This window comes from Peribacillus sp. S4 (assembly GCF_046715815.1).
Taxonomy (GTDB): domain Bacteria; phylum Bacillota; class Bacilli; order Bacillales; family DSM-1321; genus Peribacillus; species Peribacillus frigoritolerans.
The window spans coordinates 4,423,981-4,437,542 of sequence record NZ_CP175708.1; the positions used below are offsets into that span (position 1 = coordinate 4,423,981).

Annotated in this window: 11 protein-coding genes; all 11 read right to left on the bottom strand. The window is 33.3% G+C overall.

Annotated elements, in window-relative coordinates; all coding sequences use genetic code 11:
- Positions 1–475: 475 nt before the first annotated feature.
- On the bottom strand, positions 476–5,770 hold the full coding sequence (locus ACJ9PY_RS21025) for a DEAD/DEAH box helicase (RefSeq protein WP_411738906.1): 5,295 nt from the start codon (positions 5,768–5,770) through the stop codon (positions 476–478).
- Positions 5,754–6,692: a hypothetical protein gene (locus ACJ9PY_RS21030; protein WP_411738907.1), complete on the bottom strand. Its 939-nt coding sequence runs from the start codon at positions 6,690–6,692 to the stop codon at positions 5,754–5,756. Before ACJ9PY_RS21030 ends, ACJ9PY_RS21025 begins: the two co-directional genes overlap by 17 nt.
- The gene (locus ACJ9PY_RS21035) at positions 6,689–8,647 is read right to left on the bottom strand and encodes a hypothetical protein (RefSeq protein WP_411738908.1); all 1,959 of its coding nucleotides are present in this window, start codon (positions 8,645–8,647) and stop codon (positions 6,689–6,691) included. Before ACJ9PY_RS21035 ends, ACJ9PY_RS21030 begins: the two co-directional genes overlap by 4 nt.
- Positions 8,644–10,149 carry a hypothetical protein gene (locus ACJ9PY_RS21040; RefSeq protein ID WP_411738909.1) on the bottom strand — a complete coding sequence of 502 codons (1,506 nt, stop codon included), beginning with the start codon at positions 10,147–10,149 and terminating at the stop codon, positions 8,644–8,646. Before ACJ9PY_RS21040 ends, ACJ9PY_RS21035 begins: the two co-directional genes overlap by 4 nt.
- A gap of 120 nt (positions 10,150–10,269) precedes the next feature.
- A complete protein-coding gene (locus ACJ9PY_RS21045; RefSeq protein ID WP_411738910.1) occupies positions 10,270–10,401 on the bottom strand; it encodes a competence protein ComK in 132 nt (43 codons plus the stop codon).
- A gap of 145 nt (positions 10,402–10,546) precedes the next feature.
- Positions 10,547–11,002: an SMI1/KNR4 family protein gene (locus ACJ9PY_RS21050; protein WP_411738911.1), complete on the bottom strand. Its 456-nt coding sequence runs from the start codon at positions 11,000–11,002 to the stop codon at positions 10,547–10,549.
- Between the two features lie 131 nt (positions 11,003–11,133).
- A complete protein-coding gene (locus tag ACJ9PY_RS21055) occupies positions 11,134–11,748 on the bottom strand; it encodes an SMI1/KNR4 family protein (protein ID WP_214809682.1) in 615 nt (204 codons plus the stop codon).
- Between the two features lies 1 nt (position 11,749).
- Positions 11,750–11,917, bottom strand: coding sequence for an HNH endonuclease (locus tag ACJ9PY_RS21060; protein ID WP_411738912.1), 168 nt, complete (start codon positions 11,915–11,917; stop codon positions 11,750–11,752).
- A 14-nt stretch (positions 11,918–11,931) separates the two neighbouring features.
- Entirely contained in the window at positions 11,932–12,450 is a 519-nt protein-coding gene (locus ACJ9PY_RS21065) for an ankyrin repeat domain-containing protein (RefSeq protein WP_411738913.1), read from the bottom strand.
- Between the two features lie 22 nt (positions 12,451–12,472).
- Positions 12,473–12,991, bottom strand: coding sequence for a SecY-interacting protein Syd (locus ACJ9PY_RS21070; RefSeq protein WP_411740303.1), 519 nt, complete (start codon positions 12,989–12,991; stop codon positions 12,473–12,475).
- A 184-nt stretch (positions 12,992–13,175) separates the two neighbouring features.
- Complete coding sequence (locus ACJ9PY_RS21075) at positions 13,176–13,562, bottom strand: immunity 22 family protein (RefSeq protein ID WP_411738914.1); 387 nt, start codon at positions 13,560–13,562, stop codon at positions 13,176–13,178.

The following is a 13,562-nucleotide window of genomic DNA, read 5'->3' on the forward strand; positions in this document are numbered from 1 at the left end:
AGCTAGACTCTCATCTTGGTTAATAATAACTGCTTAAAAAGGTAATACCGAAAAGAATATACTCTATTAGATCCTCATGAAAATATGTTAGTTCAACAAATCAATGGAGTAAATATGCTTCAAGCTAATAATCTGGCTGGAAGCGATGTTTTAATTAATTTATTTGAAAACTATGGAATAAAACAAAGATAGTGTTTGGCGGCGTTTTTAATAATAAGGCTGAAATTATAGAGTTGAAAAAACGACGAATCATTGGAAATATTTTTCCAAGACAAGTAAACTACCTTCTATTCATACCTAAAAAAACTACTTTGTCCGTTAATTTCAATCAAAAAAAGAAGCAAATGATTTTTTAGCTTAAAATGATTAAATTTATGATTAAATTTATAATTAATAAATATCCCAGCAAATGTATCTTAAAAACAAATTTGCTGGGATTAATTATTGTACATGAAACTTCTCAAACACATTAACTTTAAAGAAGTTCGTATACATTTGGTAAATCAAATTTAATCTCGTATGGTGAATAATAACGAATGTTATTATTCGCTAACTTTTTCTCAATGTTATTTTTTAAACCAATCAAGTTTCCATCGATAAGCTTAATAAAAACATTCCCATTTACTTCTATTATATGTGAGTAATTCTCACCATGATGCAAATCGTAAGCAGCTTTAACAGGTTTTAAATACTGAATTTGTTCTTCGCACGTATATTTTGTATGTTCTCCTTTAACTAAATATGTTAAAAGTTCCAAGCCAAGTGGACGATTCAAATGTTCATGTTTCAATTGATTTTGATAATTGCGTAAGCACTTGTAACAAGATGATTCACAAGCATTTATACATTGGCTTAGTACATTAAATGTCTCATTAATAATTTCTTCAATCCGCATTCCTGCTACATAGGAATAACCTGCACCACCAGATAATGTGTCAAATAAGTATAAATCAGCATAGCTTTCGCCCTGTTCATTATGAACAATCCTGTAACCTACTGTCAATTCCTGAGCATCAATATCTAGTACCCTGCTAGCCGCTAATACTAGGCCTTCTCCTAACGTTAATAAAGCATCATGTAACCATTGTTTGTTAGCATTGAAGTCAATATGATTGTCCATATTTAAACGGATTAAAAATAAATCTGATGTAAACTTATTACCCAGATAAATTTGATGTAAGTGACCCGAACATTTTTTCTCAATCATCCCATGACGTTGGAATGGTTTATAGTGCCCTTTAAATAAATCATCATTTTCAATGACAGGCTTGATGAATCCGCAATCCTCGCACATGAAGAAGCCACTTTCACCATCAGTACCTCTATTCATCACAATAAGTTCTTCATCTTCTCTGTGTTCGTATTTAATAAAACCAAAATTATTTAAAGTTTTGAAATCAAACTTAACTTTTTCATTCGGTACAGGTAACTGTGGCGTACTCGCAAAGCTGTATTCTTGTGTTAAATCACCTTTTGGTACCTCTTTACCCTTTTCTGGTGAGAAGCCCGTAGGACGAATGTATGGCATTGATTTGAGTTTCTCTTTACAGTTAGGACATTTCTCAGTAGATTTACTTGCAATTTCTGTATAATTACATTTCACACATAGGGCTACATGTTCCCCATGTAAATTCAGGTCTTGAGCAGGTGCTTCAGGATTTTTAGAAAATGGATTATAAATACCACCAATACGATAAGTCTTCTTGTTTACTACTATTTGTCGTCCTGGTGCATATTCACCTAAAGCACGGTTTAATTCTAGTTGGGGTCTTTGTTCCATAATTAATTTGTTTTTCTTATCACGACCTTGAATATAAAGACTTGTTAAATCTTTAGGAAACGCATAGGTCGGTAAGAAACCATGATTAAATAAAAAGTTTAATAGCAATTCATCTGGATGCTGCTCTGTATATTGATCATCTTCATCGATCAATCCTTCATACTCCATTAGTTCTTTTTCAATCACACAGAAAGCATCAACTAAATCTTGCCCAATATTGTCAGCAGCTTCTTTAATTAGTGACCATTTGTCCCCCTCATTTTTTATAGCTTCTTCAGGAATAATAGCAAAAATCTCAGGGTAATTTTTGAATTGTTTTTTTACCTGTTTTACTAACCAATCCTCAAAACTATCTAAATTAAATTGAGAAATTCCTTTAAAGAAGTCCTTAGTAGTACCTAGTGATTCAGAAATATTACTAGTTGCTAGTTCTCCATCTTGCGCGTGGTTATGGAAATAAGTCTGAATAAGTAAAGCGTTTAAATGGCGCTTAATAATCTTTTTATTATTAATATAAATTAGCGCCTTTCGTGTATCTCCACTAATAATTAACTTGGGATTATTGAAGTAATAGTGATCGTGTGGACCATCTTGTGCATACGTTATAACTGTCGATAATGATGAACCACGACGCCCTGCACGCCCGGCTCTTTGCTGGTAATTTTCACGCTGTGGCGGGATATTACGCATTCCAACAGCTGTTAAAGAGCCAATATCAATACCCACTTCCATCGTCGTTGTACAACTTAAAATATCAACAATTCCTAAGCTTTCATCAAGCACGATATCTTGAAAGGCCATCTCATATTGCTCTGTTGTAGCTAACGCAATACTTGAATCCTTTTGAGATAACTGTGCTGTGTGTTCTTCAACAGAAACATTTGTAATTTTTTCGCCTTTTAAAACTTCTGCAATCGTTGTACGCCAATAACCTTTTTCTGCTTTTAATATTTCACTATCTGATGGCAATTCTTCAATTGTATCGGCATTACAACTAGGACAATTATTATGTGGAATAACTGCATTGATTTGTTTACACGAAGTACACTTATACCAAGTGTAATTAATTCCGTCTATAATTTTTAATCTTTCCAAATCTAAGTAATATTTATCTAACTGACTTCTACAAAGCTGATCAAATAAATGTTGAATAAGTACCTCAGAATTCTCTTCACCAACATAAGCAGCTATAATCACTTTAAGTTGCTTTGAAATAGAATGGCTTGTTTTGCCCCATTCTGAATCATCACGATACACTCCTAGTAATTCACGTCTATCAAAAACATCAAGGCTAATATCAATGGCTATATTATCTAGCAATTCCTTAATAAACAGTATTGCGACCTTCTCTAAATCCTCTTTGCTAATCCAATCTTGTACCTGCTCATCACGATATAATCGTCTCATATTCGCTGGTACGACAATTCCGGTAGTTGTATCATAAATTGAATAACCTGGAGAAGAAATGATTTCTAACATGCGTAACTTAAATTCTTCTCGAATAGACATGGAAATCTCATCAAATTCTACATCTGATAATTTTCTCTCATAAAAATCTTTGACATAGCTTTTTACATCCTTCATTAAGTCTTTTCGTTGTAACTGTGAAAACAGAAGTAAACGATTTTCATAGATGAAATGAAGAACAGTAGGGTATAATTCGCGACCAATTGTTGCACGTATACCTTGTTTTTCAAGTTCATATGCAGCTTTTAAAATTAATTGACGAACAGAATCCTTTTCTACTTCGTTTGGAATATCCCGTGCAAGACGCGCGGCCTTTTGACGACCATCCGAAAAGATAAGAACTTTACGCCCTTCGTTTATGTTTGTTGCTTTTCCTTCCATTGGTGGTTGTATATTAAATTGTTCTCGAATTAAGTTAGCAAAAGGCTGTTCCCCTTTAATGCGTAAATCTCGTATATTAAACTTTGCACTTTTTAAACAGCAAGGACATTTTTCAAACGAACGAGCATTTGAATAATATTTGTTATGTTTCCGCTTTGAAACTTTTTCAACAGACTCATACACTTGAATAAATCCTTCCATAGAATTCGGTGGTTCATCACTAATAAAGCCTGTTTCTATATGCAACCATAATGGAGCGATCCTTTTCCTTTCTAAAGCTTCAGGATGTGGTTGCTCAACTAATAAATGAATCTCTGTTAGTTTTTCTCCAACAATACCATGACCACTTTCATTCCAAAGATAAGTTGGATAATCTGTATTTTCTAGAATATATCCTTTAATAAAAGTAGATCCACAGTAGCGATGTGTTACTACTTCATAAACGCGGGCACCACAATCGCAAGTTAAGCGATAATCATCATAAATCTTTCCTAGTAGCCCATTTTCATGACAGCTTTTACATTTTGGATCTATACACGTATAGATACCAGATAACCCACGGAAAAAGATATGTACACGAGCAGGAAGTAATACACGTCCATCTTTATTCGCAGCATTTGCTAATAATAAAAGGTTACTCATTGCTTTTTCAGCTAGTCCTTGCTCATTATCTGGACAAACAATCGCTACAATTTCCTTTAATGAAGTTGCTTGTCCACTAATTTGAGCAATCACTTTTTCTAAGGGACCAAATCCATCTAATTGCTCATATAAATATCGAGGAAAATCCTTTTGTTCAGAAGGTGGTTGTGGCCATTCCATAGATTCAAAAAATACTTTCATCTCTTGTAAGTTGTCATCATAATTTGTTTTATATTTTATAAAAGATTCGCTATTCATATTAGCTAAATTTTGTACTTCTGCTATCGTTACAGTTCGAGCTGGAGGACGTATCTCTTTCGTTCCTTTGATAGGTTTGAATCGACGTTTTGAAGGTTTTCCAGTTAGTTGTTCTGCAAATTTAATAGGACCGTCTACATCGTCTTCTTTTCCTAAACTAGCGGATGTTAGTATGCACTTCATACGATCACGTTCAATTCCTAAGCGGGATTGGAGACGACGAATCAGTAACGCTACTTCAGCACCGCCAGTACCACGATACATATGCGCTTCGTCTAGAATTAGTATAAAGTGGTTGTCTGCACTTTCAGCTAACCATTCCTTTGTTTGTTCCCAAATAGAACGTTCAATAGGACGCATGAGCATATATTCTAGCATTGAATAGTTCGTGACAAGTATATCTGGTGGTGTATCTTGCATTTCGTGACGTGAAAATAGCTCTGCATCTGAAGGAAGTCCTCGATAACGATCTCGATTATTTTTTTTAGAGTTCTTGAATGATTGTAAATCCTTTGCAGGCCATTTACCTCTTTCTTTCATTTGCTCTACTTTATCAGGCATTGTTTCTTCTAGTTTCGTATAGTAATTTAAAATGTCATTTAACTGATAACGATCTTTAGTCGCAGAATGTGCGCCAGCATATGGTGTTCTAGATGTGTACATCCCAAATTGAACATTTCTGCTTGCAGCATCAGCATCATTAAAAATTTGTTTCACTCGTTCATCACCAAATAAACGCCGTAAACGAGTCATTTGGTCACTAACTAATGCGTTCATGGGATAAAGAATTAACGCTCGTACAGCTCTTTTTTTGAAATGCTGAGGTCTTTCGCTAGCTTCCTCATATAGTGTATTTAATATCGGATGTAAAAAGGATTCGGTTTTCCCGGAACCTGTACCTGTTGAAACAATTAAGTCATTATGATGCTGTAAAAAAGCTTCCATAGCTTGTTGTTGATGTAGATACGGTCGCGGAAACACACCGACAGATGGTTGTAAAGCTGCTAATTTGGTCATTAACTTTTGAGCAGATTCTGGGATATCCATATTTTCAAAAAAGTTCCCAGGCTCATAGACAGGTGTTGATTCAATATAAGGTTCTGTAGAAAGAATACCTGGCTTATACAGTAATTCTGTACGCTTTCTTTGAAGAGATGGTTCACTGATTGGATATTGTGTTTCAATATACTCCACTAATTTTCGATGTAAACGCTTAGTTACAAAATTAATTGTGTACTCCATCCTTTAACACTCCTTCTTTTAATTTGCAATATGCCAAAATAGCACGCACATTATTGATTTGATCTTCTGTAGTAAGGTAGCTTTTAGGCCATTTATTTTCATTTGGCGTTGCAATTAGGCGTAATAGTATATTTTCTTCTCTAGGAAGTGAAAAAGGTAGCTTAATCTCAATATAGCCGTTATTATGTTTAATCATTTGATATGTCGAGGTTGCATTTTTGAGAAAACGTAGCGCGTATCGGAATCGAGTGAGCATAGAACTAGGTATCTGAGTGACATACCATTCTCCTTTTTTCCATTGGGCGAAATACTTCTCAGGTTTGATTTTGCTTCCAATTACTCGATCAAAGTAAAGAATATAAAATTCACCTTCCTGCATATTTTTGATGGAAGATGTTTTAAATGAACCTTTTTCAGTAAAGTACACCATTTCGTTAGGGTCAATGTCGTGATGATTTGATAGCTTGTTAGTGTATACGTTTAATAATTTTTCAAATGTTGGACGATACATATAATCATCATACGTAAGAGAAATAGCTAATGATTTAGAAGTCAGCTGCCCTATTCCTAGACTCCTTTTCTGTATAGGAGCCTTTAAAGAACTTATCGCTATATACTGACCGTCATGTAGTTGAACAGTCCTCTCAGGGAACAATGTATAATAGCTATTACCCACATGAATGATTTCTCCTTGTTGAGAAAGGAATTGAAGAAACTGCATGGGAACAGATCTTTTCTCATCTTTAAAAAAAGAGAGAAATATGTTAGTTTCTTTATTAAATAATCTTTGGAGAACAGGCATTAATCTGTGAGAATGGACTTTATTTGTTTGAAACTCCTCACAAAGACCAATAATCAATTGCTTCACATAGTAACTGTAATGATTAATGGTTCGTTGCACTGTAATGTATTCATTAATCATTTAACTTCTACTCCTACTACGTCATCATTTTGACGGATATTAATAGCATTTTTAAATACTGTATAACACCATTCGAATATTTCATCGTCAGAAACGAATGAACTTAATTGATTTAACCATTCAACCAATTGATAAGGAATTTCTACATCCCTGTCTTTATAATCTTCAATCCATTCTCTAAATTCTCTACGAATAGATATTGAATCTTCTTCCACAACAGATCCTTCAATTTGTTCAAGCATTAATTGTCCAGATTGAAGCGCTCTAAAGTTACGTCTATTCATAAAACGAGACATATAATCCATCGAATTAATTAGAGGTGCATAAGGCATTTTCTCTATAAATGGTAGGGCTTCATCTAAGGAATCAATTGTGATAATTGTTAAATCTGGCATCACCTCATCCACCCATTTATTCTGTTTAAAGTATACTGGTAAGCTATATAATGCTGCAGTTGTATGTGGATTATGAATAACAAGTGCTTTTACCGCTTCGTTTCTCGTAAATTGGGTGTACTGCTGATTTAATTGATTTAAACTGAATGTTTCAATTTCAGGAATTACAGTTACCATTTGCTCGCAGGCAATTGTTTTAGCAATACATTTAGCTAATTCAAAGCTACTGGCACCAAATATAATAATAGGCTCGCGCAGTATAATTGCAGATAATATAGTTGCAGATAATGTCCCTTTTTCATCATTACCTTTAAAAATAGAAAGGTTACCATTAAGTAGATTACTAAAATCGCTGACACTCGATAAAGATTTTCCTAAAATAGATTGAAATTGAGCAAAACCAAGTTGTGCACTATTAGGAACCGAAATAGCTGCCATTGGTTGAGTTGGAAGATTCGATAGAGCCATTTGTTCTGCATACACACTTGCAAAATTACTTTTTAAGTGTTTTATTTTATCGTGCATTGTGTTTTTAATTTCAGAATACTGGTATTTTATTGTTTCTAAAGCTTTGAATTCATTAATATAAGCACTTTTTATGTTATCTAATTCTTGCTTCCTTACATTATTTTCTTTTACAAGCTTTGCATTTTCTTTTAAAAAGTTCTCATATTTATCTTCAAATCCTTGCTGGACACGTTGTTCTATAATTGTTTTTGTTACATCTAACTCTAAAACTAATTCTGTAAATAAAGTGATTTCTTCTTGATTTAACGTATGACCTTGCATAATGTGAATAGCTCTTTGTAAACGTTCTTGTAAGTGTGGACCCTTTGCTTTATCTGAATCGTACCATTCTTTTAATCGAGCAATCATTTTTCGAGACAATTCGGCTAAATCGGCATTATCCTTTAGCTGTTTTAGGGCATCACTAATTACACGCTGTTCATTTGCCACATCAATCCAGCCTACTAAATTTTCTGAGTCTAGTTGGTTCATACAAAAAAGACGTTCTTGGTTCTTATCAAGAATCGCAGTAATAACAACTTCTTGTTGGTAGTACTGAATAAAATCTTGTTCTTTACAACGGTATACACCATTGATAAATTCCATTTGAAGAGGACCTACTAAATAGTCATCTGCAGTTCTAAAGATAACGTGGTTAGAAACAACAAATGGGATCGATATTCCTTTGTTTAATAGATCCACTATTTGATGCCTATCGTTTGCAATAGTTTCATCAAGATCAATGACTTCAAAAAATTTAAGATTAAATACTTCTTTTCCTAAGAAATATTTACACGAGGTAGGTCTAGAGACATCAAATGTGTTAGATTCAATAAGCTCATGAAAGCGGAAAACTTCTTTCTGCGGTGGTTGGTAATGTTCTGGAACGAAAATCTTACCTGAATTAGGGAAAATAGAGAGTAAATCACTTTCATCTAACTCTTGTAAATTTCCATCATTGTAAATAGCATATGGTTGTGCACCTGCAATTTCACTTGTATTTCCATCTTTTTGAGTAATGTTTCGTTTATAAATTTTAAGTAAAGCAATCATTGAATATCTTTCATCTCCTTTATTATTTCTACAATTGGTTTAGGAGCACGTATACTAAAGCGCCGAATATAGTAAAGAATCCTATCTTTATACACAAAGGCACTATTCATTACAATTGATTCTAGTAACCGAATCTCTTCTACTAAACAAATAACTTTTGGATACAGATAGTGCTTTTCATATAAGCTAAGAATATTTTCAAATGCTATCCTATTTGTTAAAGATACGGGTTGTTGAACATTTACACTCCATAATGTAGGAAAATCTATACGAATAGGTGCTTTAAAGGTATTTTTGCCACCATGTTTTATTTCATAATTGATATCCGTTTCAGTGTGTACCAATACAGATAAATCTGTCTCGAATTCTATTTTTTCTTCGTGTAATTCACGAATTGTAAATAACGCATCTTTATTATCAATTATTGCTTGCCCTTTGAAGTTACGAGTATGCTCTAATATCGGGGTGTAACGTAATGTTAGAATCTCTGAAACTTCTTGATCAACATATAGCAAATAATCCCCTGAATCTGATATATTTAGTTCCACAATCTGGTTTTTTGGTACTTTTAATACTTGACGCCGATTATTCGGATGTACCAAAATTACTCTCTGTTCCATATGCCTCATGCCAATATTGGTTACCAGCCAGAAACTTTTATGACTATTTATTTCTACAATTGTACCTATTTTTTTGAAAGAAACTGGAGGAAGAATATCTAAATGACATGTAGCGGCCAAAAGTGTATAGTAAAGAATTCTCGTAAACCATGTCTGTAAATCATCAGAGAACTCTATTGGCATAATTAATTCATAGATATAAAATTGCTCATATCGTATTCGGCTTACCACCTCTAGCTCTGAATGAATATATATTAACGGAGTTGCTGATACTACAAAAAAACGACCAGATAATGTAATTTTACGATAAGGTATGCTATTAAATTGACCTTGTATATCTTTAAAAATAAGGGGACCATCACTAAATGGCTCAAACATGCCACTAATATGAAGCCCCAACATTTTTTCATATCGCTCATTTGTACATTTAAATGTATATCTAGCAAGCAAAGGAACGTCTTGCTCACAAGCTGGGCGAGCTGGTAATAAACGAACAGTATTTAACTGGAATTCTGAAATCTGTTCACAATGATATGTATAGTACATATTATGACGTTGCATATTTACATTTAATTGATTAATCAATGGGAACTTTAATTGAAATATGTATTCCTCATCTTGCTTTTTTAATACAAGTCGAACTCTTTGGCGTGCTGCAAGCTCTTGATCATACATAGTGTATTCACCAAGACTCTGAGAATATAATTCGCAGGCAGCTTTTACTTCTTCGGGAACCCCCTTGCCATGGCGAAAATGAGGGGTATTCTTCGTTCCCGGATAAAAATGAAGAGCCCCATTACATCTAGGGCAAAAATATAATCGTCCTTTAATTGCCTGTAACGCTGTAATTAATTGATAATCAGCTGTATAGGCTCTGTCCATTTAATCACCTCAGCATATATTCATATTAAGTAGTTATTTTTAATCATACTATATTTCCTACTTTTAAAGAATTTAATTAAAAAACTTATCTTTCAATTATTAACACTATAGAAAAAAGCTTTAGTAATATTCTAATAAACATAAGAAATACATCTTACTAAATAATAAATTCTCATGAGATAACCAGATGCATAAAGGATGCGAGGGCATGTAGTAGGGAAAGAAGAAGATTGAACTAGTTGGATCAATCACAAATATTTATAAGCTTTTTCTTCTTTCGGCCTTCATTGAACAAAAAAAATGGATAGCCCCTTTTTCAAAAGGCTCTATCCACTTCTTCTTATATAAAAATATTTCATACTTTATAACAAAGCAATATAACTATTACCCTCAGCTTTTACCAATCTTCTTCATCTTCATCCCAGTTTTCTTTTGCCTCTTTAAGACTTTCGATCAAATAGTCTAGGAAATTATCAGCTGCGGTAAAACCATATCCTTCTTGGTTATCCCAAAGAATCACTGGGCATTCTCCATTTTGCATTTTATTAGTATCGAGACAGTAAGCAAATTCATCAACACTTTCTATAACCACTATCCCGTCAATTAATTTATACTGCTTTTGATAATCTTTAGTGGCATCTACTACTGATGGACCTACTAAATCATACCCTATTATATCTACACCAAAAATTCCTCCTGAACCATAGTTTCTTAAAAACCATTTGTAACTTTCCGGAAGTGGGACCTGTAATTTATTTTCAGTTTCTTTAACTTGATCTTCACTTACTCCACCTGTAAAATCATCATCTTCGCCATACTGCTTAATAAATTCTTGTAAAGCTAAATATTTCACTAAAATCACCTACTAATATTGAATTTAAAATGTCCTTTCCAATATATTGTTTGAAAATGTTATCCATTTAAAATGGTAATCATAATAATACGGTTAACCAATTAAGGCTAACCGCAATTGCTTAAAACAATTTAATCATCTAATAAATCATCATCTAGCCACAGCTCTACATCATCAACATCTATATTCTCAGTTTCATTAATTAATTCTAATCCACTTAAAAAACCTAAGAATGTTTCCGAAACTAGATGTATATTTTCCCAATATGAGTTAATATCATCTGAAGCAACTTCTATTCCTACCATTATTTTAGCTTCACGTTCATTTTCATGGTCCCAGAAGTAAACTTTACCCATAAAGCTTTCCTTTACTCCTATGCAAATTAAATTTCCTCCCGGGCTTTCCCCAATTGGAATCATACAATCTGGCATCCGATTTAAATAACCTTCGATTTGGTAGAATAAATTATTTTCACTAGATAATCCATAAAAACCTTCAAATACTTGAGTACCCTCCTTAGATGTCCAAGGTGATGTCTCAATCGGTTTATAAGTTACCTCATTTTCAAAAAAAGTTTCATCATAGTTAAGAAGAAACTCCCTATAATCTTTTGGAATGTTAATATCATACATTGTCTCTATTTTCTTTATCTGATTTTCTCTTGAACTTAAAGAAAAGACTTCTTGTTTCTTAATATTTAAGGTGTTTAATTTATTTTCTATTTGATCTATATAATTATTACTCAATTCAAAACCCTCCTCTTAAATCTGATGCAGAACCAATGTGTGGTATATTTTTATGTAACTTTGTAGGTATTAACTGTATTGTAATGTCATCTGCATGGTGGGGCGTTAAACCCTTTTCTCTCAGCCAGTTTTTCGCCTGGTTTTGACTACTAAACCCTTTGGCTTTCATTAATTTTTCATAAACTAACTTGAAGTCCCCATCAGATCCATTTTTCCCTTTAAATAGTCAGCAATTTCTGTTTGCCCTCTTTCAATGGCAAATGCATAAGCATCCATATCTTTCATGTTGTCACCAGAGTATTTTATGGAGATATCTATATTTTTCTCAACTAACAATTTAACGATCTCAAAATGACCACCATATATTGCAGCAAACAGAGGATTTCTATCTGGTTCACTAGTATCAATCTCGACATTCTGGGTAATGAGATATTCGGCAATATCTAAATGCCCTTTGGTAGCTGCTCTTTCAAGGGCATTTGTAGAAAAAGTTCCGCCCTGCGCATTAGTATCTATCCCGGCATTAATAAGATATTCTATTATTTCTAAATGTCCATGAGCTGCTGCTATATGTAACCAAGTACCAAAGGGCGTCATCCATGTTAACATTTCTGGTTCTTTCTCGAGTAAATCTCTTACCGTATCCAATTGGCCACTTTTTATCGCACCTCTAATGTCTTTCGAAATTTGAGTTTTATCCATTTAGTTTCTCCTTTATTTCCGACTATCTTTTTATTCTTAGTTTAGAAATTAATGCTTCAATACTTTCTGATATAACCTCAAATGAATTCCTTTCGAAATCCTCTAACTTTACTTTACCGTTCTCATTATCAATTACCACTAACAAACCATTCCCCTCGATACCTAAAGGGATATTTTCTAGTCTATTGTTATGATTGCTCTTATACCCCTCTAAGGTCCCTCGTAATGAATCAAATTCGATGTTTGGCAAAACCGCCTCTAATTTGATATAGGAATCATTTAAAAATCCGTCTAAATCAGCAAACCAGTACGAATTAAAATATTCAATAATTGATTTATGGAATCCCACCCCTAATTTCTCTTCTAACTCCTTTAAGTCATGTGAAGTAGTTTTTTCTACAGGTTTCCATGTAATATAATCTTCTTCGTCAACTTCACCTTCATAAATTATTGAATTAATATCTTCAGTAACTGGAGTCTTAAATAAAAAGTCCATTCCGTCATCCGCAAGCTCTTTTCTCCTTCTGAAGTATTGGCCCATTGATTTCTTAATAGACAAAAATATCACCCATTTCAGTAATTAATTTAGCTAATAGAATTACAACCTAAAAAGTCGATCTCTTTTAAGTTAAAGAATCGAGGCAACCTCTTTTATTTTAAACTTTGAACTATATAGACAAAAAAAACCTTGAGTAGCTTAAGCCAATCAAGGTTTTTCAACTAAATTACAAGTATTCTACTGCACCTAAAAACTCTAAATTACTATTATTAATTGTAGTATTCTTTTTAATCCCCTCATATTTAAAGTTGTATAGAAGAATTACAACATTATACTGTCTTGGCAACTGTGCGCCACACAATGAAGAAAATTTAGGAATAATGTCATCATCGTAAGAGAATCCTTCCAATAATCGACTAAGCGAGTTATCAGCTTCATCATAAAAATCCGCTTCTCTAACAGCGTCGTCATATCTATCGATTCCAAAGCTTTGAGCAAACATTGATGGAATAAAATCCCCATCCTCTGTATAAGAAATTTCAAGTAAATTGTCTAATTCCTCTGATGAGTTAATATTCCCTACCCAAAATGATACAAATCCTTCTTTTTGCAT